The sequence below is a fragment of the Caballeronia sordidicola genome (assembly GCF_002220365.1).
GTDB classification, from domain to species: Bacteria; Pseudomonadota; Gammaproteobacteria; order Burkholderiales; family Burkholderiaceae; genus Caballeronia; species Caballeronia sordidicola_C.
On record NZ_MTHB01000014.1, the window covers coordinates 18,556 to 41,826 of the forward strand.

Consider the following 23,271-nt stretch of genomic DNA (forward strand, 5'->3'; position numbering starts at 1 on the left):
GCCCAATACCCAAACACGAAAATCATGGCGACAACTGAACCGAAATGCGCTAATTGCGAGAAAACGGGTTTGCCGATCTTGCCGGTACGCTATACCGCCCTGCCGGAAGCGATGACCGCGAAGTTGCCCGACGGCGTGAGCGGCGTGGGCGTGACCGATGTCACGCTTGACCGGCATAAGTACGGGCTGCGCATCTTGCGCGAAGGCTGGCTTTATCTCTTCTACATGAAAGGCGCACGCGGCAGCAAGTATTGGGAAGTCTATAAGGTGACCGCTGATGGCCGCCTGTGGAAGCAGTCGCTGCCTCTGCCTGCGACCCCGGTTACGGACCCTGCCTGCGCCAAAAAAAGCATCGCAGTGCCGATGGATATCATCGCCATCGAGCAGCCGGAAAATTGTACGGAAGTTTATATTGCATTCTCCGAACACACCTGGCTCGACAGCACATTCAAGCTTTACGCCGGGAGCGATACCTTGCGAAAACAGCGAATGCAATGCATCGAGCCGTCGAAGTGGATCAAGGGCACAAAGCCAACGCATGGGCACGCGGCGGTCGCCACCGAGCAGAGCATAGACGAGATCGTCGAATACATGCCGGGTCTCGATCCCGATCTCCTTCAGCCGCGCCATCACCCGCTAAGTGAAGCCAGCGGCAAATACGATCCTGCGGTCGCGAAGCGCGAAAGCACGCGTTACCCTTTGTATATACGTCAAGCAACACCGGCGTCGACCAGCGCAGCGCTGGTCCGGTTGATGAAAAACGTTGGAGAAACAACGCACGACAAAAGTCATCCCCCTATGGTGCTGGCATTGTGGGACGGGATCGGCAACGCGCACGAACTGAACGGTTTTCGCAACGACGCTGGCAGCATGCTCGCCATCTACACGCGCGAACGGGCCATGCAAATCGATGCAATGATGTCGATCGATGCGGCGGAAGTCGCTGTGCGTAACGGGGCTGTTGAATCAAAAAGCCGGTGGCGTTCGTCCTTGCGGGCGGGCTGGGAAGCACTTCTGAACTCAGGCGGAGGCGGTGGTCTTGACGGGATTCCAGTGGCGCCGCCTCCCCTGTCGGCCGAGGACGAAGCCGCCTCCGAGCAACGCATCAGGGATGCCGGCAAGATCAGCCCGCAGGAGGCTAAGAAGATAGGCGACGCTGCGTGGCCGCAATATCAAAAAGAATTAGTCTTGCCAAAACTCAACGCGTTCCGCCCGTGGTTCACATCAATTCAGAATGCGGTCAGCCAGATTCAGTCGAAGCGCACCCCTGACGTGGAGGCCTGGCTGAAGGCTCCCACTTTTCTCGCCACGCTTCACGATTACCGCGACGACGACATTTCCGACGGCATCGCGTTCGAAGCAGTAGTGGCCGAAGCCATCAACGGCCTGCCCTCCGAAGACAGGGGCGCCAAGGTGATGGAGGGCTTGATCAACAACATGAATCCCAATGCCGTCGAAAGCCTGGTCTGGCGAGCGTTCACCTACAATCAGAAGGAGCCCAAGGCGGAGATCAAGGAGCTTCTGGCGCAGGCGACCGCGCACAAATCCACCCTGATTGAGAAAGCGAGCGAGGGAGCCGAGACGGTCACCAAGGCGTTGGAAAAGCTGAAGACCTTTGTCGAATTGCGCGAGAAGATGAGCGAGGTGAAGGAGCACGAACACCCTGTTTCTGCCACCGAGCGTTATCTCAAGAACCATCACGGCGACCGCCTGATCGTCACTATGGGCGATGGGCTGTTCAAGTGGACCGGCCTAGGGTTGCTTGGGGACTGTGTCGGAACTTTCATGATCCGTGGCGCCTTGATGCTACGAGTCGGTATCAGCCAGGCGGACACCATCGGGTTAATCAAGCAAGCGGCGAAAGTCGAGCCGGCCATGCGTCTCAAATTGCAGAATGGCTATCGGGCTCAGCGCACCAAGGGGGTTCCCGCTGGCGAAGCCTATATTCAGACGCTGCAATCACTTGCGGCCGATGACGATGGCAAGGTTTATCGCGCCAAGTGGGCGGCAGTTAAATTAACCGAGGAAGGGAAGTCGATCAACGTCGGCGTGCGTATTGGCGGCACCCTCGCGGTGATCGAGTTGCTAAGCTTTGGTTGCGGTCTGGCGAAGGCAGACAAGAACGGCGAAGACTACGCAATGCTGGTAGCGGGTGGGTTTTCGTCGATGTCTGCTTGTCTGCAGTCATCGACAAAACTGATGACTGGCTTGGGGAAAGACGCGGCGCAGACCCTTGCTAATCTGAAGGCGGTTACCGGTTATTTTGGTGGAGCGTCAGCAATGATTGGTGCCGTTGTCGATTTCGGGAAAGGTGCGGAAGAGAGCAAGAAAGGTAGATATGCAACGGCTCTCCTATATCGCGTTAAGGGCTTGTTAGGCCTTGCGGCTACAGGGGCAAACCTTCTCACGGCACTCACCTCGTCTGCACCCTTGATTGCTCGAGTGACGGGGGTGCGTAGTGTGGCGTGGCTCGGCAAAGCGGGTGCCGGCATCGCCGGAGCCGAGGCCCGTGCCGGAGCGCTGGCCGGATCCGCCGCGACTAATGCAGCAAAGGCCGCTGGTATGACGGCAATGGATGTGGCCGCGGAAGAGGCTGGCGTTGTCATTGGCGAACGCGCAGCGCTACTACTGATCGGTCGTACGGTGCTGATTCTGGCCGGCTGGGAGGTTGCCGTAGTGATTACGGTGATCCAGGTGCTGATCTGGTATTTTTCCGACGACGATCTTCAGACGTGGCTCGAGAAATGCGGATTTGGAAAATCACCACCAAGTAATCCACCGTGGACCGTTGATAAACAACACGAGGAATTCGAGAAAGCGCTCAAGGCGCTTGGTCTCGCCAGCGAGGGTTCCGAATGACCATTGATGTGACATCTCAACCCTCGACGCAGTTGCTGCGCGGACGGATCAGCAATTACCGCAAGACGCGTCGAAGTCAGGACTTCTTCTTTACGGACGCTGATCGTTCCAGGATGGGGGCGACGGCGATCGCAGCAGGGCTTGCCGGGTTAGGTGGCATTGCTGTCGGATTGAGCGGTATGGCAATGGACACGACCGAAGAGGCTGACCTGCTGGAATTCGATCTGGACGGCAAACCCGTCAAGGCGTGGGTATGGAGTTCGGTGTTCAAGGAAGGCGATGAGGTCGAGGTTGTCACCGAGCAGTCGGGCGGCACCTGGCAGGCCTATGGGATACGGCGTATTGGCGACAAGATTGTGGCACTGCATCCGCATTGCAGCCGGGGTCGGTACGCTCACTACAAGGTTGCCGTGAAATGGTGGCTGATAGTAAGTATTTCCTTGATTCTACTCGGCGCGTTGATTTCATCGATTTGGAGCCTTTTCGACGACGGCTATCAATCGGTTTTGCCTATGTTCTCATCCTTTCTTTTCACTGCGGGCTTGGGATTCCTTCTGATTTCTGGTTTTATTGCGTACCGTATGTCAAGCAAAATGATGGGCTTCGTCCGTCTCGCCGAAGGCATATTTCAAGGATTCGGCTGGAAAGACGTCAAGAACATCGACCTGCCGGCGATCACGAAAAAGAGCAAGCAGCCGGGTGATCCGGGTGCGCTTGGCGTGCTCTATTTTCGCTATTGATCATAGTGTTTATGGAGCAACCATGCCCTTGGTTTCGGCAGTCGGAGAAGGGTCGCGAATGACCATCGACGAGAGGTCCCAATCCCGTACGCAGTTGCTACGCGGATTCATTAGCAATTACCGCAAGACGCGTCGAAGTCAGGACTTCTTCTTTACGGACGCTGATCGGGCCAGGATGGGGGCGACGGCGATCGCAGCAGGGCTTGCCGGGTTAGGTGGCATTGCTGTCGGATTGAGCGGTATGGCAATGGACACGACCGAAGAGGCTGACCTGCTGGAATTCGATCTGGACGGCAAACCCGTCAAGGCGTGGGTATGGAGTTCGGTGTTCAAGGAAGGCGATGAGGTTGAGGTCGTCGCCGAGCGGTCGGGAGATAGGTGGCAGGGTTACGGCATACGTCGCATCACCGACAGGATTGTCGCGCTGCATCCTCATTGCAGCAGAGGGAGACGCGCGCACTATAGAGCAGTGTTTAGCTTGTGGGCCAAAGTTGTTGTTCCAGTGGTTGTGGCGTTTATTTTATGTGGCCTCGGATACGCATATTTCAGATATGGCTCTGACGTCAACTGGAGAGGTGTTTCGACGGAACTGGTATTAGCGGGAATCGCGGGAGGTGGGCTCTACGGACTGGTTGCTTTCCGTATTTCGAGCAAGATGATGGGCTTCGTTCGTCTTGCCGAAGGCATTTTTCAGGAATTCGGCTGGAAAGACGTCAAGAACATTGACCTGCCGGCGATCACAAAAAAGAGCAAGCAGCCCGGCGCACCAGGTGCGCTTGGTGTGCTGTATTTTCGTTACTGATGGCCCTTTTCGATCCAACGACAATGCGGTGCGCGTGGGTAAAATAGATTTCAATATATCGAGGAGCATGTCCCAATGATGGATCTCATTCGTCTGGGTGACGATACTGATCACGGTGGCAAGGTCATCAGCGCTTCATCGACCATGAGCTTCGATGGCCGGTTCGTGGCCCGCAAAGGTGACGAGGTGTCATGCCCGAAACACGACATCAAACCCAACGTGATCATCGATGGTGACGAATCGATGAAAGATGATGATGTGCCGATTGCGCGAAACGGCTATCGGGCCACTTGCGGGTGCCACTTGATTTCGAGCTTGGCGTAACACATGCGACCCGCCGCGTGCCACCTGTTTGCGATGGCATACAGCCGGCAAATCTGTTTGGCACCGTCTCACCTTCGCGATATTTTTCGTTCAAAGCAGCGGCGCCGTCCCCTGCCTCGGCGCGCAGCGCCGGATATCGGCTCCGGAGTCCTTCGAAATCACGACCAGTTGCACAAAACTGTTCGCGACTGCGTAAGGGGCGAAGAAGCGATCCAGCACCTCAACGAAGACGCTCAGGCTGCTGCCGGTAAATGCCTGCTCGTCGACTGACAGAGTGATCTCAATGCCACGTACCATCCCTGGACAGGGCTTCATGACGATCCACTGCATGGTGGGCCGGCGATTCAGAAAGGCGACGCCGTCGATATGCCGCGTCTGCAATGACGACCGCGTCGCGTACTGACGAAACAGACGTTTCAGTTCGTCGAACCCGGCAGGACTGAGCTGAATAGGCTGCGGCGTCAGGTGCGTAATCAGGCGCCACAGCGCGCCCTCTCCCCGCGCAAACCTGACGGTCCTGGTTGGTTGACGCAGCATTGATATCTTGCAGGGCAGCGCCCCGCCTTCATTCAGCAGATCACCTCCCGGTGTGCCAAACGGCAGCGTGTAGGGTATATCGCGGTTGGTGCAGGTCAGGTCGATGTCCAACTGGCTGATTCCGGAACCAACAGGACGGCCATCAAGGTCGACCATCTTGAGTGCGGTTTCGAAGCCGGGGTTGGTCTGCGCAATTTTTTCGTCCCGCAGGGCAACCCAGTATGGGCCGGACAACTGGGTTGCGCTGCCGTGCATCAGCGAGCTAAAAGGGTGAAGGACGCGCCTGCCCGCAGAGTCCGCATCTTCCGTGTAAAGCGAGTCGATCGAATAGACTTCGACGGCGGATGGACTCGTCGTTTTCGGCGATACCGGGTATGACGTGATCGCGCTATCGGTCCTCACCGGCTCTGCCTTGAGTTTGAAGAGATTGACAACGGGCGTGCAGAACAGCCGGAGGTTTGCGGTGGTGAACTGTGCCATGCGTTCGGCGGCCCAGGAATCCTTGCGTACGCTGTCAATCGCCAGGTGCAGGGTGAAGCGCCTGCACGGCCCGGTGGCACGCGTGAGCGCGGCAAAATCGATATCGATAAAGTCGAATTTGTCCGGAAAGGCGACGTACTCTGTCAACAGGCGGAAGACCGGTGACGCGTTGGCTGGCGCATCAATGAGCGCGTCCGGGTCTTCAAAGCCCGCAGCCGCGACCGGCAGATTCGCCAGAGGCTTCCATTTTCCCTGACCATCCGGCTCGACAAAGGCCCTCGATGTGCGCAACAGCAAAACGTCGGCAAGGGTCGCGACGACTTCGCGCTGGCCGTTCAGGTGTATTCGGACAGTGCCGGGCGCCGTCGCCACACTCGCTGTTGCGCCCGCTGCCGCGAACGTTATCGAGACAATGCCGGTCGTATCCGGCGGCAACGAAATGCCGGTGGGTGCCGATGCAGTCAACGCATATCGGGCGTCCGTAATCTGCAGCGGGGCGAGCGTCACATCGTACGCAGTGCGGAAGCGGCATCCGCCGATCTTCGTGACAAGCTCCGCTCCCCGCCCGATGGTCACAGGCCCTGTCAGCCGGTCGAACAGGCTGCCGGCGTCGAACTGTACGATTGAGCATGATGGGAACGGGCGCAGATACTGGGCATAGAGGATCTCCAGCAGCGACTCGGTGAATTCGGGATAGTCATCCTCGATCTTCGCATCAAGTCCCGCGGCCAGCAGCGCGAAAAACTGGATCAACCGCTCGACGTGAGGGTCGTCCGAGTGCCCTCCGGACATCGCGAGACGGGTAGCGATTTTCGGATACCGCAAAGCGAATTCGTTCGCATACCGGCGCAGATGCGCAAGTTCCCGTTCGTAGTGCGGCAGCAGTTCGTCCATGCAGATTGAATAGGTCGGAAAGCGGTGAAAATCCGGAGGTCGGTGGCATCGGCGATCAGACGCGCAGTATGCATGGCGCACTTCCCCCCAGCGTGGTGTCGAGCTTCAGCAGTCTGCGCGACCGGTCCATATACGATGAAAAACCAAGCGAGAGTCCACCACCTACCCGGCCTGAACCTTCACCCCCAGCAACTCCCGAATATGCGCGAGCGACGCATCGTCCTTGACCACGGTGGTCAGCCATTCGTGCAATGGCATATCGGCCCACTCGGCGGCTTTATCGGCGAGATACGCCACCGGGCTATGAGGTTCGGTACGCCGAAAAAATGCGGCAACCTCGCGCAATTGCGCCACCGCCTGAGCTCGCGCCTGAGCGCCGCTCGCACTTGCCGTGATGGGTATTGACATGAACACGGGTTCCTCACGATCAGGCGTAACAGCTTGCGGCTCGAATGGCGGCTCAACGCGCAACGGCGCTTCCATAACCACGGGCTTCGGCGCTTCGACAATGGCATTCACACCACTTTCACGAGCGAAACGTTCGGCCAGGCGGTACACCGTCTCGTAGGCATCCCTCGCACGCCGGAAGCTCGGCGCACTCTCGCCGGCGCGGCGATCCAGCTCCTTTTCCAATGCAAGCATCGCCACTTCGAAAACTGCCAATTGCCCAAGCAGCGCCGCATAAAAGGCCGTAGGCGTGGCGCGGCGCGACGCCTCGATAGCCTCGACCGATGGCTTGCCGCGCATGATGTCGTCAGCATGGTCAGGGTCGCGCTTGGCCGCCTGCGCGGCATGCGTGGCCACCTCCCAGTCCAGCGCGCTATAACGCTGGCCACCACCGTCCGTCAGCGCCACGCCACGCAACAACTCGGCGCTACGACCCACGAGCCACGCTACGTTGCCCAAGCGGTACTCAGCATCATCGCCCTCAGGCAGCGGATGAACGTGATCCCAGAAGCGCTCGCATAAACCCTTGAGCAAGGTGAAACCGTCGGTGAGTCCCTGCAAGCCGTTGCGCATGGCAAGGGCCTCGGTCAGCCAGACCGCGAGACGCAAATCCTTCGTCTGCGTCCTCAGCAACGCCGTGCTGCGTTCGATCACGAAGGGCCAGTCGGCTTCCTTGATCTCGGTGACCCACTCACCCTGGTCGAGCGAAGGATCGTCGAAGCGGCGCGCTTGCTGAACGGCGTCGAAGTCCGAAGAAAACAGCAAGTCATCGCCGCAAGGCGACGACGGGGAAACAGGATCGAGTAAGGCAGAGGTCGTTGACATGATTCAATTCAAACGTTTAGTACTGCAACTATCTTGATTGTTTCGGAAGTACGCGCGAAGGTCCTGTCCGAACCCTCACTCGATCACGTAGCTGAACCCGCCGCCCTCATCGGCGCCCGCGATAATGCGTGTAATCGCCGTGCCGCTCGCCATGCGTTCGAGCACATGCCCGGCAATCTCCGGCAGCAGGGTTCCACTGAGGATGTGATCGACGTTGCGCGCGCCCGAATCGACTTCCGTACACCGTGCGAGCACAGCGTCCACGAGACTTTCATCCCATTCGAAGACAGCCTTGTGGTTAGCCTCGATCCGCCGCGCAATGCGCCCAAGCTTCAGTTCGATGATCTCGGCCAACACGTCATCAGGGATCGGATAGTACGGAACGACCTTCATGCGCCCGAGGAAAGCCGGCTTGAACACCTTGAATAGCTGTGGCCGCAACATCTCGGCCAGCGCGTCGGCACTCGGCAGTTCGTCGTCGGGTTTGTTGAGGCAAGCAGTCATCACCGCGGCAGACCCAACGTTCGATGTCAGGATGATCAGCGTGTTGCGAAAGTCGATTTCGCGACCTTCGGCGTCGTCCATGGCGCCTTTGTCGAAGACCTGGAAAAACATTTCGAGGACATCGGGATGCGCCTTCTCCACCTCATCCAGCAACACCACCGAATAAGGATTGCGTCGCACGGCTTCGGTCAGTACGCCGCCCTCCCCGTACCCGACATAACCCGGCGGCGAGCCTTTGAGTCCCGACACGCTATGCGCCTCCTGATACTCGCTCATGTTGACGGTGACGAGCTTGCGTTCGCCGCCGTAGAGCACGTCCGCTAGTGCAAGCGCGGTTTCCGTCTTGCCGACACCCGACGGCCCGACGAACATGAACACGCCCCGCGGCTTGTTCGGGTCTTCAAGGTTCGCACTCGCGGTACGCACGCGCTGGGCGATGGCTTCGAGCGCATGATCCTGACCGATAACCCGCGTGGTCAGGAGTGCCTTGAGATTCAGCACGGTTCGCAGTTCGTTTTTCACCATGCGTCCGAGCGGGATACCGGTCCACGATGCAACGATCTCCGCTACAACATGACCATCCACCTGGAGCGGCACGATCGGCTGCGCGCTCTGCAGCCTGCGCAGTTCGTTCACCCGTTCGTCGAGCGTCGCGCGAATCGTCTGGAGGTCGACCTGTGTATGGCCGTCGCGTGCAGAATCAATCTGACGGCGCAATTCCTCGATCTCGTTGACCAGCAAACGCTCTTGCTGAAACCGCGCCTCGTCGCGAGCAAGCATCTCGACGTCCTGTGCGCGCGCTTCACGCAGAACCGCGATGCGCCCGCCATGCGCGGCACCGCTCGCGGCTTCCCGTTCGAGCGCGGCAAGCTCGACATCGGTTCGCTCGATGCGCTTCTTCGTATCGTCGATCACCGCTGGCGTGGAACTCTGTGCGAGCGCGACTTTCGCGCACGCCGTATCGAGCACGCCAATGGCCTTGTCAGGCAGCTGGCGGCCGCTGATGTACCGATGGGACAGGCGAACGGCCTCCGTGATGGCGTCGTCGAGAATGCGCACGTTGAAGTGCTTCTCCATCAACGCGCTCATGCCGCGCAGCATCGCGGCGGCGAGCGGCTCGCTCGGCTCCTCCACCTTGACTACCTGGAACCGCCGCGCGAGGGCAGCGTCTTTCTCGAAGTACTTCTTGTACTCGCTCCAGGTCGTCGCGGCGATTGTGCGCAGCTCTCCGCGTGCAAGTGCGGGTTTCAGCAGATTGGCCGCATCGTTCTGTCCGGCCTGCCCGCCTGCACCAATGATCGTATGCGCTTCATCGATAAACAAAATGATCGGATGCGGGCTCTTCTTCACCTCATCGATCACCTGCTTCAGGCGATTCTCGAACTCGCCCTTCACGCTCGCGCCAGCTTGCAGTAAGCCCATGTCGAGCACATGCAGGGCGACGTCGCGTAACGGCGTGGGCACGTCGCCGACGGCAATGCGTAACGCGAGTCCCTCGACCACGGCTGTCTTGCCGACACCCGCCTCGCCCGTCATGATTGGATTGTTCTGGCGACGGCGCATCAGGATATCGATTGCCTGGCGAATTTCCGCCTCGCGTCCAATCACCGGATCGACTCTGCCTTCGCGAGCACGTGCGGTGAGGTCGCTCGTATAGGTGTCGAGCGCCGGTGTTTTGGACAGACCCGTTTGCGGCAATGACGCTGCCTCTTCTGCAGGCGTGGATGCTTGCGCCTCGACTGATCCTTCCGTTACCTGATCGAATTCGTGTTTGAGTCGATCTACCCGCACTGATGCAAACAGGGGCGACATGCGTTGCGCGAACTGCGCAAGTTCAGGCGCATTAGTCAGCGCAAGCAGCAAATGGCCCGAGCGAATCCGTCCGATCTGCGAATCAAGCGACGCAATCAGCCATGCCTGTTCAAAGAGCGCGATCAGGTGCACGGAAAAAACCGGCGTGCGCGTGTTGCCGGTTTGCAACCGCGACAGTTCGCGCTCGAGATCGCGCCGGACAGCCGCCTGATCGATATTGCTCGAACGCAAGACGAGCAGCACGTCGCTCGCCGGCTCCTCAAGCAAAGCGAGGAACAGGTGTTCCAGCTCGACTTCATAGTGGCCGCGCGAAAGGCAGGCACTCGCGGCGCGCTCGGTTGCCTGACGGCAGGTCGGGTTCAGCTTGGCGATCAGCGTTTTTAGCGGCGTGCTCATGAGTGACGTCCAGTAATGTCGTTGCGGTGTTCTTGATGCGTCAGGAGACGACGTGAAGTTCGTAACATGCATCGGCGCGATCTTGCTGCGCCTGCTTTGTACAGAGAAACGCATCCCAGCCGAGGCGCGCGCCCAGACCCAGCTGGCTCGGCCCGACCTCCTCGCGACGCAGCACAAGAGACACCTCGTATTCGAGCGTGACGCCGGCCAGCAGCGTCAACATGCGCTCCAGCGCGAGCGCGTTCCCGGCGCCTGGCAAGAACGCCTCATAGTCCTTCTTCGACAGCGGCCCGACCACCAGCCGCGCACGCATGTCGCGCTGCCATACGCGCTGGCCTGCCAATGCCGTGGCGCCAAGCGTTGCATTGACGCCGCCAAGCACGCTCAATTGCTCGCGCGGCACGTCGTACCAGCGGCCGATGAATTGCTCCACGCGAATGGGCACGCCGAAGTAATCGGACAAGGTGCGTTGCAAATAAGCCGCCGACACCGGTCGATGCCGCGCTGCCAGCGCATAACCTGCTATGGCTTCGTCGAAGAGCGCTCCCTCCCCGCCCTGCAGCTCGGCGCGCGTATCCGCATGCGAGACGCCGGCGAGCGAAAGCAGCAGCGGCAAGTAGCGCTGATCCCGGTCGATCTCGTAGTGCAGCGGTAGCCGGTACTTCTTCCACGCCTCATAAAACAGCGCAGTCGCGCGGTTCGAGAACATGTCGAAAAACTCGCGCGCAGCGTAGTCCTTATGGACTTGCTCGCGGCCAGCAATCTGCTCGGTATAAGCGAGCGGCAACGCGCCCTGCACCCCGAGCAGGCCGAAAAAGGCTGGCGTGATTTCAACCCGGCTCAAGCCACCGTTCGCCAAAGCTTGCGTGCGGGCCGGCTTGCTCTTCAACGCGGTGTTGTCGTGATCGAACGACATCGCGGCCTGGATTTCGCTGGGCGGGAACGACAGCGACAAGCTGTTGCGAAACGAGACATGCCTGGCGATGGCATCGCCGCGGGGGCGACTGCCATCGGCCGCCTCGCGCGCGAACGATATTTCGAGCAGACGCACCGCCTGAAAAAATTCAAAGCGATAGGGTTCGTCGAGCAAACGCTCGACTACAGCAGGATCGATTCGCCGCTGCGGGGTTTGCATCGCAGGATCTCCTCGGCGGTTCGCCTGGACACGACGACCAGGTGCACAAAGCTGTTCAGGTGCACATACAGCCCAAAGAACGTGTCGATCACACGCACGAAGGAACCGAGGCTCGTGCCGACGAAATGCTGCTCGTCGATCGTGAGGCGTATTTCGATGCCGCGCACAAAGGTCGCGAACGGCTTACCAGGAAGCCACTGGATAGTAGGCCGCTGCTCGATGGCGGTTATGCCTTCGATATGCCGCGCCGAGACTGCCGTGCGCCGAAGGTCGTATAGTCGCAATAGTTCCTTGAGCGCCGAGACGCCGCTTTGAGCGAGCGAGACGTGATTGAGCGCGAGATGTGAAATCAGTCGCCAGTGTGCGGCACGTCCTCGTTCAAAACGCACGCTTGGCGTCGCACGCCGCAACATGCGCACGCCGGTCACAAGCGAGTCGCCCTCTAGAAACAGGTCGCCGCCGTCCAGCCCGAACGCGAGTTGCGACGGCAGGTCGCGGTTCGTGCAAGTCAGCTCGAGACTCAGCGTGTCCGTCTGCGGCTGCAGCGGTTCGAAGTCGATATCGACAATGGAAATTTCCGTTTCGTAGCCCGGGCTGGATTTTGCAACGGCGTCGTCGCGGCGAGCGAGCCAGTAATGGCCCGCCTGCCCGCTTTCGCCATGATGCAGCGAATAGAACGGCCGGAATTCGATCACGGATTCGCCGTCAGCCTGCTCGCGCACAAGATGCACCGAGTCGATCGAGCAAACCTCATACGCGGATGCACGACGTCCGTCACACACGACCGGGTACGCCACCGCGTGATGCGTGACGCGAATAGGGTCCCCGTGCTGCTTGAAAAGATTGACGACCGGCGAGCAGAACAACCTCAAATGGTCCTTCGACAAACCGTCGAGCATCCGGGCCGTCTGCGAGTCGCTGCGTATTTCCTTCAGCACCAGATGCAGCGTAATACGATTGCATTGACCGCCCGCTCGCGTCATTGCGGCGAAATTGAAATCGATGAAATTGAATTTCTCGGGAAACGCGAAATACTCGGTCAGCAAGCGATACGCCGGATGCGACTTCTCCGGATAGTCGATGAGCGCATCACGTTCGCTGAAACCCGACTGCTCGATCGCGGAGTCCTGCAGCTTTTTCCATTGGCCGCTGCCATCTACTTCAACGTAGCTCGCCGTGGTATTGACGAGAAGGCAATCAGCTAACGCCGCGACGAACGACTGTTCGCCGTGCAGATGCACACGGACCTGGTCCAACGCGAGGGTCGCCAGATCGAACTGCGCCGCGGTGGCTTCGAAGGTGACAGAGATCAGCGCTGCGGCGTCTCGAGGCAAGACCGTCGCGCTCGGTGCCGATGCCACTGGCGTGTACTTCGCCTCGACAATCCTGAGCGGCGCCAGCACGACGTCATACGCGTTACGAAAGCGGCACTGTACGCCGCGAATCGGCCGCGACTTCAACTCGGTGCCGCGCTCGATCGTGGCCGTCCCGGTGAGCTGGCCAAGCGCCTGCCCCGGGTCGAACTGTGCGATCGAACATGAGGGAAACGGCCGCAGGTAGTGCGGATAGAGGACTTCCAGCAGCGCTTCCGTGAACTCCGGGTAATCGTCGTCGAGCTTCTTGTTGATGCGTGCCCCGAGCAACGCGAACGACTGGATCATGCGCTCGACGTGCGGGTCCTCCGCATGCTCGCCCGACATGGCGAGACGCGCTGCGATCTTCGGATACCGTTCGGCGAAGTCGCGCGAATTACGCCTCAGGAACGACAGCTCGCGCTCGTAATATGGCAGCAGTTCTTCCATTGCTCAAATCCCCGTCTCCGTGTCTTGCACGGATGCTGCCTTGCAGAAAAACCAGACGACACACTAAAGTTCGCGGCTCAGGGCGCGCTTCAAAGCTTCGCTCGTGAGCGCGTCACGGAATATTGCAACGTCGACGGCAGCAACATGGCGTCGAAGCTGACCGGCTCTTCGGCCGGATGCACGATCAACACGGCGCGGATCGCGAAGTTGAGCGCGCTAGTGGACTGCTCGTTCAGTTCGAGCTTCACCGATACCTGTTGCAAACGTGGCTCATGACGAGCAATGGCCTGCTGGATCGACTGGCAAATAAACACGCGGTCATAGTGGCTCGCGAGGCTCATTCCAGCGAAGTCGTTGAGCCCGTAGGTCAGGATGGACAACTGACATTCCGGCAACGCAGCCAGGTCTGCCTGCGTGAAAGCGATACGCGTGTTCAGGAGCGATTCGACATCACGGGCAACCGTGCTCTTCAGCTCTTCAAGTGACAATTGACGCAGCGCGGCCGCAGCCGGCTCGTACGGGTCCGCGTCGAATAGTTTGTCGAGAAAGCTCGGCTCGAAACGTTTCATGAAGCCCTGCTTTTCTTGCGTGCGAAACTTGGGGGTGAAAGCGACGCCAGCGCCGGACGCGGATGCGTACCGGCCCCAAGCGTCGCAGCACCGGCCGGGATCACGATACCCCAGCACTCATTGCAACCCCTCGGAACCCCAGAATCAGACCGCGTAGGTCTTGTCATTCTTGGTCAGGCTCCAGGCACCTTGCGCGTTACCGCTCTGGTTGCCGCCGATCTTCTGCTGCGTGTACTTCCACTGCACGGCCGCATACTTCAGAGAGAACTGCTCGACCGGCAGGCTTGCGCCGCTGACCGCAGGCGCACCCGTCGCGGTTGCCGTTGCAGGCGCGTTGATGCTCGGATTGATGCTCGAGATAATCACGTACTTGAGCTTCACTTCAAGGTACTTGATGCGGTTGCCTTCGCCATCCGAACGCATGAAGTCGATGGTGACTTCGTCGAATGTCGTACCACCGGAAGCGTGCTGGTACATGAGCGGGCTGACGACGTCGATGTCCTTCGTGAACACCATGTCGCCGTGCTCGCAACGCTCGGACGTGTGACCGCCGGCAGTGGAGGCCGTAGCCGAGCGCGGCTGGGTGATCGCGTGGCTCCACGAATCGATCTCGACCCAGTTCGCGTGGTCCTTGTCCTGCGATTCGCCTTTGATCGCGGGATTGCCAAATTTTAAGTAGATGTCCTTCATACCTCGACTCCCCATAGAGTGGTTTTATAGCTGGCCCGGACGGTGTCCGGGCCACACGCAGTCGTGCCCTTCAGGAAGAAGCGGGCTTCGGTAGATCTGCGACAAGCCGCAGCGAAATCGATAGTTCGTCCAGTTGAAAATGCGGGCGCAGGAACGCCACTGACCGGTACGAACCCGGCTTGCCGGGGATCTCTGCCACTTGTATGGATGCCTCGCGCAGCGGGAACTGCGCTTTTTGTTCCTGCGTCGCGTTGTCGTCAAGCAGCACGTACTGCGAGATCCAGCGATTCAGGAACACTTCGACGTTCTGAGCCGAGGCGAAGCTGCCGATCTTGTCGCGCATCATGGCCTTCAGGTAATGCGCCACGCGCGATACCGAGAAGATGTACTGTAACTGAGCGGACAGGACCGAGTTGGCGTTCGCGCTGTCGGTGTTGTATTTCTTGGGCTTCTGTACCGACTGCGCTGCGAAGAAAGCGGCGTAGTCGGAATTTTTGCAGTGAACCAGCGGGATGAAACCAAGGTCGCTCAGTTCTTTCTCGCGACGGTCCGTCACCGCGATTTCAGTCGGGCACTTGAGCGCCACTTCGCCGTCGTCGGTCTTGAAGGTGTGCGTCGGCAAGTCTTCCACCAGGCCGCCACCCTCCACGCCGCGAATGGCCGCGCACCACCCGAAGTCATCGAACGCTGCGGTCAGGCGCGCAGCAAATGCCCACGCGGCGTTACACCACAGGTATTTGGCGTGGTCCGTTCCATCCACGTCCTCGACGAAGTTGAAGGTCTCCGCAGTCTGGCCATCTTTGGGATTGAACGGCAGGCGTCCCAGGAAACGCGGCAACGTGAGGCCCACATAACGCGAGTCTTCCGAATCGCGGAACGACTTCCACTTTGCGTACTCGACGGTATCGAACACCTTGCCGAGATCGCGCGGCCGGCCGAGATCGGCGAAGCTCTCGAGGCCGATAAGTTCCGGCGACGCCGAAGCGATGAATGGCGCGTGCGCAGCGGCCGCGACATGCGACATCTGTTCAATAAAGTACATGTCTTCCGGCTGCCGCGTCACTTCGAAGTCGCCGATCAACGCACCGAAGGGCGCACCGCCGAAGGTGCCGAATTCTTCCTCGTAGACCTTCTTGAAGAGTGCGCTCTGATCGAACTCGATGGCCGTCTTGAAGTCGCGCACAATGTCGCGCTTGGGCGCATGCAACGCCTTGATCTTGACCGTCGTGCCGGTGTTGCTTTCCTTGCACAGGTAGTCGAGACCTCGCCATGTGCTCTCCAGGCGCTGGAATTCCGGCGCATGCATCACCGCGCTGAGTTGCGCGGAAATTAACTGATCGAGCTCCGCCACACGCGCGTCGATAGTCGCCGACAAATTGTTCGATACAACCACCGTGCCGTCGAGTACCTGATTGACGAGCTCGCCGATCAGGTCCTTGGCACGCGCGTGTTCGGAGTGAGACTTCGCGACCTTGCTTTTCTCGACGATCTCGTCGAGCAGCGACGGAGCCGCTTCGGATTGTTGCGCGCCGACCTGTGCCGCAGCCGTTTGCTGATTCATTTCACACCCCGCTGGTTAGTCGCGCTGCTGGTCGTCGTGCGGCCGGTTGCCCTGCTCTGACGTGCTTGCTCCGCTCGCGTCGTGCGCAAGCGATTGCAGTTGCTGCGTGTTGTGCAGCACTTCGCTCAGCAGATCTTCGAGCTTGTCGTTGCCGGCGAGCTTGTTGCGTAGATCGGCAAGCTTGGACCGCGCTTCGAGCAAACGGCGAAGCGGTTCGACCTGCTGCACGATTGCGTCCGGATCGAAGTCCGCAATCGAATTAAAGCGCAGGTCGACGCCGAACTTGCCACCCGCTTCGCTCAAGCGGTTCTCCACCTGAAACGCTGCGCGCGGCTCGATTCCCTTCATCACGTCGTCGAAGTTATCGCGATCGATGTTGACGAATTTCCTGTCGCGCAACCTGGGCTGTTCGACTTCCGACTGCCCCGCGAGGTCGCCCATCACACCGACCACGAAAGGAAGTTCCTTGATTTCGATTGCGTCGCCGCGCTCGACCTCGTAGGTCAACTGGACGCGCGGTGGTCGAATCTTTTGCAGGCGCTTCTGGATACTTTCTTTTTTGGCCATGGCTGGTCTCCCTGATTCCGGTGTGAACGGGTATTCGATCTGCTTATGTACTCAAGACGTGCTCAACGCAGCGCGCTGAACGGGTCAGACGCGCCGCCGCCCTTGGCTGCTTTCTGCGGAACGGGAGCCGGCGCCGGCGCCGGAACTGCAGGAGCCGCTGCTGCATCAGGCTTCACATCCGTATCCGTCTTGGCATCCGTCGCGGCGGCAGTTGTCACCGGCTTCTTGTGCACGATGTGCCGCTTCTTCACGGCTGGCTTCTGGACCTGCTGCTCGGGCGGGAACAACGCATCTTCACCAAGCGTGTCGCGCAATTGTTTCGCGAGTGCTTGAGCGTCGGATTTCGCGTCGCCGGCCAGCGCCGAATCCTGGCGCAATTCGCCGAGCGATTGCGTGGCAATTCGCAAGCCGCTTACTGCGAGAACGCTTTTAGCCTGACGATCCGTTTGATCGCGTTGCAATGCTTCTTGCGCAGCCACGATTGCCTGGCCGTAATGCTGTTGCGTGAATTGGATTTGCGCGATTCGTGACCACGGTTCTTCGCGAGTCGGGTCGGATTTTGCGAGATCCTGATATAGCCCTATTGCCTTGTCCTGATCGCCCGCTTTCGAGACGGCGTCGGCATCTGCCAACTGCTTGTTAAATACGTCAGGGGTCGGAGGAACATTAGCCTGTTGAGTTGCGCAACCGGCCACAATGGCACACGCCAACACTACCCCGCTGATTTTTGTAAACAGCCGCTCTGTCATCATGTGTTCACTAAGGCTAATTTTTTATTCAAGAGCAAAATCGGATTTTGCCACGCTCGGAGTGCGCAGGTATAGTACAGGCCAAATTTTGTTAATTCAATCGCAACGTCAAACAAGCGAATTTTTATACCTTGGCCTAGTAACTCCACAGCACACTCTGTGTTTTACTGCAAACGTCTGATGTTTCGGAATTTTTTCCCGAATTACATTGAATAATGGGTTCAGAACAGATTCATGACCAGTCCGGAACGACCGCTATTCGAAACAAAACGTACTTATAAATCAAATGGTTGAGTGACGGCCAGACTGTTTCGTCAATTATCGTCAAATTCTGATCATAATCGGGGAGCCCAAGCGCAGTGCGCGAAAGGCAAAGCATGAATACAAGTTATCTTAAGTGCATCGTTATATTCGCTCTCACCCTTCTCATGGGGGGATGTGCAGCAGGGGTTTCGGTGCTCGGTGCCGCTGCCAGTGCGGGTTTGCAGGCGGTCGGCATTGGCAAGCCCGATGTACCGGACGCTCAAAAACCGCCACGCGATGTGATGCTGACGCTTTATGCGGCGCCGAATCTGAATGCGGCGACGGATAAACGACCGCTGGCGCTGGTAGTTCGTCTTTATACACTGAAAGACGCGACTTCTTTCCAGCAGGCCCCATTTGATACATTCACAGACCCAAGCCGCGAAAAAGCGACTCTGGGCGAAGATTTGATCCGCGTGCGAGAAGTGACGCTGATCCCGGGACAGCGTTATACAGTAAAGGAAAAGGTGACGCGTGAAGCGGGCGCGCTCGGTATCGTTGCTTTATTCCGCGATCCGGCGCAACAGCGCTGGAAGTTCGCATTCGATCCTGGCAAGTCAGAGAAATCCGGCATAATGATCGGCCTGCATAATTGCGCGATGACCGTGACCGGCGGAACGGTGATACCCGCAGACCAGGGATTACCGGCGCAGCAACTGAATTTGCTGTCATCGGTGAGCTGTGGCTAGATCCTGCTAAATGATGAATTTAGAAAGAATATTTATTGAACCCGCCATGTGTTGCACCGGTGCGGGCAATTCGAAGCGGATATCCGCAGCAGAGCCTCAGTAAGCAGTTGCAGTAAGCAGTTTCAGTAAGCTTTTGCAGTAAGCGGTTGTTTCTAAGACCCGAGCGAAAGCGAGTGTGCAGAGGAAGATTTCCCATAATACGCAATCGCTGTTGCGAAACCTATACAGGTCGAATATGAGTTATTCCGCCAAAGTGCTGTGGGGAGAAGGCCTCTTTTTGCGGCCACAGCATTTTCAGCGTCAGGACGCTTATCACGAGGCACGTCTTTTCGAGTGCGTTCGCGCCATTCAGCCGTACAACTGGGGCGTGCGCTCAGTCCGGTTCGACCGCGACGCGCTCGCGAGCAACGTGCTGCGCCTGAGTGACCTGGCACTGGTATTTCCCGACGGCGAACTGTATTCCGCGCCGCAAGCAAACGACCTGCCGCCAGCCATCGCGCTCGAGACATTGCCTGGCGGCGTCAACGAGTTCACCTTCTATCTCGCCATGCATCCGTTGCGCGAAGCTGGAGCGAACTACGTTCAGGATCCGGCCGCTGGTTTTGTCTCGCGATATGTGAGCGAGCAGAACTCCGTGGGCGATCATTTCACTGATGCGGCCCAGGCCGACATCACCTTCCTCAAGGCCAGCGTCAAGCTGGTGGCGAACAGCGAGCCGCGCGATCAGTACATGTCGGTCCCGCTCGTACGGATCCGGCGCACGGCGACTTCAGGCTTCGAGATCGACGAATCGTTCGTGCCGCCGAGCCTTGCTATCGAAGCGTCGCCGCTGCTGCATCAGCGCTTGCGCCAGCTCATCGAGGCATTGCAAGCGAAGGTCAGTGCGCTCTATGGTTTTCATCGCGAGCCAACGAAGAACATCATTGAGTTCCGCTCCGGCGATGTCGCTTCGTTCTGGCTGCTGCACACCGCCAGCGCCGCCTTCGCCGCGCTCACGCATCTTTACCAGCATCCGGCATTGCATCCCGAGCGCCTGTTCCAGGAGTTGTTACGGCTCGCGGGGCAATTGATGACGTTCTCGAAGGGTTATGCCCTCGCGGACCTGCCGGTCTATCGCCATGATGATCCCGGCCCTGCCTTCGACCAGCTCGACGGCATCTTGCGCGACCTGCTCGATACCGTGATCTCCACGCGCTACTTCGCGATCGCGCTGGACGAGGTGCGTCCGTCGTTCCATCTCGGGCGCATCGACTCCGGCAAGATCGACGACAAGACCACGTTCTTCCTCTCGGTCACGGCCAGCATGCCGACGGTGGAACTTGTCGAAGCCGTGCCTGCGCGGTTCAAGGTCGGGGCGCCCGAAGACGTCGACAAGCTCGTGCTCTCGGCCATGCCCGGCGTGCGACTGACGTACACGCCCCAGGTGCCGCCGGCCATTCCCGTGCGGCCAGGTGCCTGCTACTTCGCGCTCGAAACGCGTGGCGCCCTGTATGAGCGCATGCTGCAGGCGCAATCGGCCATGATCTACGCCCCGTCCGGTATCGACGACCTCAAACTCGACTTGATTGCGGTGACTTCATGAGCTACGCGCCCTCTCTTTTCGGCGATACCCCTTCGCAGCAAAGCAATCGAAATCCCGCTCCGCCCACGGCATCGACGTATCAGATCCATTCCTTGCTTGATCTGCTATACGACGGCTTTTTCATGTTGTTCCTGCTCAAGAACGGGCGCGAGCCCGAGGATGCCGCGAGCTTTCTCGCACGCATCCAGGATTTTCTGAGCGACTTCGATCGCGGTGCGAAGAAGTTGAACGCATCCGCCGACGATGCATTCGCCGCCAAGTTCGCGTTTTGCGCAGCGGTGGATGAATCCGTGCTGGCGTCGAACTTCAAGATCCGTTCGGTGTGGGAGCGCAAGCCGTTGCAGATCACGTTGTTCGGTGAGCAACTGGGGGGCGAAAAGTTTTTTCAGCATCTCGAAGAAGCACGCGCGCAAGGTGCCGCGCGCCTGCAATCGCTCGAGGTGTTTCACATGTGCCTGCTGCTGGGATTTCAGGGCAAGTACTTGATGGAAGGACCGGAAAAACTCGCGTACCTTACCGCGCGAGTCGGCGATGAAATTGCGCAGATGAAGGGCAAGCGCGCACCGTTCGCGCCGCATTGGCCGTTGCCGGATCAGATCGCTCACCGGTTGAAAAGCGAACTGCCGTTGTGGGTTATCGCCTCGGTGTTTGCATTGATAGGCGTGCTGGCGTTTGTCGGATTGAACTCGTATCTGAAGGACTCGACGCTGAAGGCTGTTGCGCCCTATTCGGAGATCGTGAAGGTGGGACCAAAGTCGGCGAACTTGACGATCTCGCTGCCTTAAGCCGAGTGTAATTGATCGGTTGACTTTGGGTATCGAAGCGCGTGAAGGTAGCGCGATGAGCAACGAGTCAAACGACACAGGAGAACGTCTATGGGTTTTGCATCGAATGGAAACGGCCTGTCGAATGGTGCCTCGTTGAGCGATATCGGCTCGCTTGCCGGCATCGCAAGCCAGGTTGCGGGATTGACCGGGCTGCCCGGGGCAGGCGCGGTAGGTGGCGCGGCACGCGCGGTGCAACTGGCCCAGACGGGCGCTTCGCTGCTGGGGAAAACACCTGCCTCGATTGCGGACGCAATCAACAGCGCGTCAGGCGCACAACCGAAACTCACGCAAGCTAATCGCTTCGTTACGATGAAGTCCCCATTGGGGCCCGACGTCCTGCTCATTAACGCTTTGGTCGTCGATGAATATGTGAGCCAACTGCCGGAGATCCATCTCGACTGCTGTCTCATCGAAACAATATCGACATAGACAAGATAGTCGGGCAACCCGTTTCGATTACGCTCGATCCCCAAGCCGCCGACGCAGGCTTAAGCGGGATCATTGCGGCCTCGAATGCCGACCAGCGCCATTTTCACGGCTACGCCGTGTCGTTCGGCAGGGTGGGCAATTCCGGTACGGTCACGCGCTATGAAATGACCGTCGTACCGTGGTTCTGGTTTCTGACCCGCTCGACCGATTGCCGTATTTTTCAGAACAAGACTGCACGGGATATTCTCACCGAAATCTTTACCGAACATGGTTTCCGGGACTACGAATTCAACCTCGCCGGCCAGCGCGCGCCGCTCGAGTATGTCGTGATGTACGGCGAATCGTATTTCAATTTCTGCACTCGGCTGATGGAGCAGGAAGGCATGTTCTGGACGTTTCGGTATGACAAGGACAAGCATGTCCTTGTCATCGGCGACAGCAACGACGCGTTCGCACCAATCGCAAACCTCGACACCGTTCCGTATTTTGCGGATAGCACGGCGAGCGAGCACAACGGCATCGACCGTTGGGACGAAACATTCAGTTTCCGCGTGGGGAAGATCACCTTTCGCGACTTCAACTACAACACCCCTTCTACTCCGCTGATGCAGGTCGAAGTACCGACCATGCTGAAAACGCCGAACATCGGCAAGACCGAGCGTTACGAGTACCGCTCGCTCTACGATCATAGCGACGACGGCAACCGCTATGCCAGTTATGCAATGCAAGCCGAGGAAGCACAGGCGCGCAGGTTTGATGGCAGTGGCTTTGCGTGGCGCATGACCACCGCCGGCCGCTTCAAGCTGACCAACCACAGCGTGTCGGCCTACAACAACAGGGAGTTCGTGATCCTGCATGTGCGTCACCACGCCGTGAACGATTATTCACGCGATGACGCAAAGCTGCCGTACCGCAATTCGTTCACCTGCCTGCCGATCGACGTGCCGTTCCGGCCCGAGCGCCGCACGCCTAAGCCGTTCATGCATGGCACGCAGGCCGCGGTCGTGGTCGGTCCCAAGGGCGAGGAAATTTATACCGACGGCAGCCGCGTGAAGGTTCATTTTTATTGGGACCGTCGAGGAAAACTGGATGGATCGGACACCATCTGGGTGCGCGTATCGCAGCCCTGGGCAGGAGCGGGATGGGGCGGCAGCGCCATTCCCCGCATCGGCCAGGAAGTGATTGTCGCGTTCAATGAGGGCGATCCCGACAACCCCGTCATTGTCGGCCGGGTCTTCAACGGAGAGGCGGCGAATCCCTACCACGGCAGCAGTGGCCAGACGATGGGTATCCGCAGTCAGACGCACAAGGGCCAAGGCTCAAACGAGCTGCGTTTTTCTGATGTGAACGGTGCGCAGGAATTCTTCATGCATGCGCAGAAGGACATGAACACCGTTGTTGAGAATGCGCAGACGACACAGGTGCTCAAGGGTGATCGCTCCATCGCGGTGGCCAAGGGCGAGCATCTGACGACGGTATCGGTCGGCAACCTTCAGGACACCGTCACGCAGGGCAACACGACGCACCAGACGCCTGCCGGCGTTCACACGATCGAGGCAAAAGAACTGTGGATCAAGGTAGGTGGAGATGGGGGCACGAAGATCCACATGACGGCTGACGCGATTGAAATCTACAAGGGCTCGTCTGTCATTCACATCGACGACGGACAGATAAAGGTCCAGGCCAGCAGCACGCATATCAATCCCGATAACTGATTTCAGAGCCGCCCGATCTCCGCTCTACTGGAA

The 23,271-nt window shown here is 58.9% G+C and carries 17 protein-coding genes and 1 pseudogene; 8 read left to right on the forward strand and 10 right to left on the reverse strand.

Annotated features, from left to right (window positions below; genetic code table 11):
- Window positions 1–24 precede the first annotated feature (24 nt).
- The 4 genes from BSU04_RS01480 to BSU04_RS01495 all read left to right on the forward strand — a co-directional run bounded on the left by BSU04_RS01480 (window position 25) and on the right by BSU04_RS01495 (window position 4,725).
- A complete protein-coding gene (locus tag BSU04_RS01480) occupies window positions 25–2,859 on the forward strand; it encodes a T6SS effector BTH_I2691 family protein (RefSeq protein ID WP_089158936.1) in 2,835 nt (944 codons plus the stop codon).
- On the forward strand, window positions 2,856–3,599 hold the full coding sequence (locus BSU04_RS01485; protein ID WP_089158937.1) for a putative type VI secretion system effector: 744 nt from the start codon (window positions 2,856–2,858) through the stop codon (window positions 3,597–3,599). Before BSU04_RS01480 ends, BSU04_RS01485 begins: the two co-directional genes overlap by 4 nt.
- A 58-nt stretch (window positions 3,600–3,657) precedes the next feature.
- On the forward strand, window positions 3,658–4,401 hold the full coding sequence (locus BSU04_RS01490) for a putative type VI secretion system effector (protein ID WP_089158970.1): 744 nt from the start codon (window positions 3,658–3,660) through the stop codon (window positions 4,399–4,401).
- A 75-nt stretch (window positions 4,402–4,476) separates the two neighbouring features.
- Window positions 4,477–4,725, forward strand: a complete 249-nt coding sequence (locus BSU04_RS01495) for a PAAR domain-containing protein (RefSeq protein WP_089158938.1) — start codon at window positions 4,477–4,479, stop codon at window positions 4,723–4,725.
- 90 nt (window positions 4,726–4,815) lie between these two features.
- On the opposite strand, the gene tssF (BSU04_RS01500) is transcribed toward BSU04_RS01495, so the two are convergent.
- The 10 genes from tssF (BSU04_RS01500) to BSU04_RS01545 all read right to left on the reverse strand — a co-directional run bounded on the left by tssF (BSU04_RS01500) (window position 4,816) and on the right by BSU04_RS01545 (window position 17,693).
- Entirely contained in the window at window positions 4,816–6,636 is a 1,821-nt protein-coding gene (tssF, locus tag BSU04_RS01500; protein ID WP_089158939.1) for a type VI secretion system baseplate subunit TssF, read from the reverse strand.
- 162 nt (window positions 6,637–6,798) lie between these two features.
- A complete protein-coding gene (gene tssA / locus BSU04_RS01505) occupies window positions 6,799–7,911 on the reverse strand; it encodes a type VI secretion system protein TssA (protein WP_373452783.1) in 1,113 nt (370 codons plus the stop codon).
- A 72-nt stretch (window positions 7,912–7,983) separates the two neighbouring features.
- Window positions 7,984–10,620 (reverse strand): type VI secretion system ATPase TssH, encoded by a 2,637-nt coding sequence (gene tssH, locus BSU04_RS01510; RefSeq protein WP_089158941.1) that lies wholly within the window; start codon window positions 10,618–10,620, stop codon window positions 7,984–7,986.
- A gap of 40 nt (window positions 10,621–10,660) precedes the next feature.
- The gene (gene tssG / locus BSU04_RS01515) at window positions 10,661–11,755 is read right to left on the reverse strand and encodes a type VI secretion system baseplate subunit TssG (RefSeq protein WP_089158942.1); all 1,095 of its coding nucleotides are present in this window, start codon (window positions 11,753–11,755) and stop codon (window positions 10,661–10,663) included.
- Complete coding sequence (gene tssF, locus BSU04_RS01520; RefSeq protein ID WP_089158943.1) at window positions 11,719–13,557, reverse strand: type VI secretion system baseplate subunit TssF; 1,839 nt, start codon at window positions 13,555–13,557, stop codon at window positions 11,719–11,721. The genes tssG and tssF (BSU04_RS01520) overlap by 37 nt, the downstream gene beginning before the upstream one ends.
- An 89-nt stretch (window positions 13,558–13,646) precedes the next feature.
- Window positions 13,647–14,126, reverse strand: coding sequence for a type VI secretion system baseplate subunit TssE (gene tssE, locus BSU04_RS01525; RefSeq protein WP_089158971.1), 480 nt, complete (start codon window positions 14,124–14,126; stop codon window positions 13,647–13,649).
- Between the two features lie 144 nt (window positions 14,127–14,270).
- The gene (locus BSU04_RS01530) at window positions 14,271–14,816 is read right to left on the reverse strand and encodes an Hcp family type VI secretion system effector (RefSeq protein WP_089158944.1); all 546 of its coding nucleotides are present in this window, start codon (window positions 14,814–14,816) and stop codon (window positions 14,271–14,273) included.
- A gap of 70 nt (window positions 14,817–14,886) precedes the next feature.
- Entirely contained in the window at window positions 14,887–16,377 is a 1,491-nt protein-coding gene (gene tssC, locus BSU04_RS01535) for a type VI secretion system contractile sheath large subunit (RefSeq protein ID WP_089158945.1), read from the reverse strand.
- A 15-nt stretch (window positions 16,378–16,392) separates the two neighbouring features.
- Entirely contained in the window at window positions 16,393–16,944 is a 552-nt protein-coding gene (gene tssB, locus BSU04_RS01540; protein ID WP_089158946.1) for a type VI secretion system contractile sheath small subunit, read from the reverse strand.
- Window positions 16,945–17,006: 62 nt separating this feature from the next.
- Window positions 17,007–17,693 (reverse strand): tetratricopeptide repeat protein, encoded by a 687-nt coding sequence (locus BSU04_RS01545; RefSeq protein WP_089158972.1) that lies wholly within the window; start codon window positions 17,691–17,693, stop codon window positions 17,007–17,009.
- A gap of 377 nt (window positions 17,694–18,070) precedes the next feature.
- On the opposite strand from BSU04_RS01545, the gene tssJ reads away from it, so the two are divergent.
- The 4 genes and pseudogenes from tssJ (at window position 18,071) to BSU04_RS01565 (ending at window position 23,238) form a co-directional block, all read left to right on the forward strand.
- The gene (gene tssJ / locus BSU04_RS01550) at window positions 18,071–18,685 is read left to right on the forward strand and encodes a type VI secretion system lipoprotein TssJ (RefSeq protein WP_089158947.1); all 615 of its coding nucleotides are present in this window, start codon (window positions 18,071–18,073) and stop codon (window positions 18,683–18,685) included.
- 235 nt (window positions 18,686–18,920) lie between these two features.
- Window positions 18,921–20,267, forward strand: coding sequence for a type VI secretion system baseplate subunit TssK (tssK, locus tag BSU04_RS01555; protein ID WP_089158948.1), 1,347 nt, complete (start codon window positions 18,921–18,923; stop codon window positions 20,265–20,267).
- Window positions 20,264–21,052 (forward strand): type IVB secretion system protein IcmH/DotU, encoded by a 789-nt coding sequence (icmH, locus tag BSU04_RS01560; RefSeq protein ID WP_089158949.1) that lies wholly within the window; start codon window positions 20,264–20,266, stop codon window positions 21,050–21,052. Before tssK ends, icmH begins: the two co-directional genes overlap by 4 nt.
- A 90-nt stretch (window positions 21,053–21,142) precedes the next feature.
- Window positions 21,143–23,238, forward strand: a pseudogene (locus BSU04_RS01565) (type VI secretion system Vgr family protein).
- The last annotated feature ends 33 nt before the right edge of the window (window positions 23,239–23,271 follow it).

What these genes read in the sequence shown, in the direction of transcription:
- icmH (WP_089158949.1), top strand. Translation starts at nt 20,264, where the DNA reads ATGAGCTACGCGCCCTCTCTTTTCGGCGATACCCCTTCGCAGCAAAGC.
- tssF (WP_089158943.1), bottom strand. Translation starts at nt 13,557, where the DNA reads ATGGAAGAACTGCTGCCATATTACGAGCGCGAGCTGTCGTTCCTGAGG.
- tssF (WP_089158939.1), bottom strand. Translation starts at nt 6,636, where the DNA reads ATGGACGAACTGCTGCCGCACTACGAACGGGAACTTGCGCATCTGCGC.
- BSU04_RS01495 (WP_089158938.1), top strand. Translation starts at nt 4,477, where the DNA reads ATGATGGATCTCATTCGTCTGGGTGACGATACTGATCACGGTGGCAAG.
- tssE (WP_089158971.1), bottom strand. Translation starts at nt 14,126, where the DNA reads ATGAAACGTTTCGAGCCGAGCTTTCTCGACAAACTATTCGACGCGGAC.
- tssH (WP_089158941.1), bottom strand. Translation starts at nt 10,620, where the DNA reads ATGAGCACGCCGCTAAAAACGCTGATCGCCAAGCTGAACCCGACCTGC.
- tssJ (WP_089158947.1), top strand. Translation starts at nt 18,071, where the DNA reads ATGAATACAAGTTATCTTAAGTGCATCGTTATATTCGCTCTCACCCTT.
- tssC (WP_089158945.1), bottom strand. Translation starts at nt 16,377, where the DNA reads ATGAATCAGCAAACGGCTGCGGCACAGGTCGGCGCGCAACAATCCGAA.
- BSU04_RS01490 (WP_089158970.1), top strand. Translation starts at nt 3,658, where the DNA reads ATGACCATCGACGAGAGGTCCCAATCCCGTACGCAGTTGCTACGCGGA.
- tssB (WP_089158946.1), bottom strand. Translation starts at nt 16,944, where the DNA reads ATGGCCAAAAAAGAAAGTATCCAGAAGCGCCTGCAAAAGATTCGACCA.
- BSU04_RS01530 (WP_089158944.1), bottom strand. Translation starts at nt 14,816, where the DNA reads ATGAAGGACATCTACTTAAAATTTGGCAATCCCGCGATCAAAGGCGAA.
- BSU04_RS01480 (WP_089158936.1), top strand. Translation starts at nt 25, where the DNA reads ATGGCGACAACTGAACCGAAATGCGCTAATTGCGAGAAAACGGGTTTG.
- tssK (WP_089158948.1), top strand. Translation starts at nt 18,921, where the DNA reads ATGAGTTATTCCGCCAAAGTGCTGTGGGGAGAAGGCCTCTTTTTGCGG.
- BSU04_RS01545 (WP_089158972.1), bottom strand. Translation starts at nt 17,693, where the DNA reads ATGACAGAGCGGCTGTTTACAAAAATCAGCGGGGTAGTGTTGGCGTGT.
- tssG (WP_089158942.1), bottom strand. Translation starts at nt 11,755, where the DNA reads ATGCAAACCCCGCAGCGGCGAATCGATCCTGCTGTAGTCGAGCGTTTG.
- BSU04_RS01485 (WP_089158937.1), top strand. Translation starts at nt 2,856, where the DNA reads ATGACCATTGATGTGACATCTCAACCCTCGACGCAGTTGCTGCGCGGA.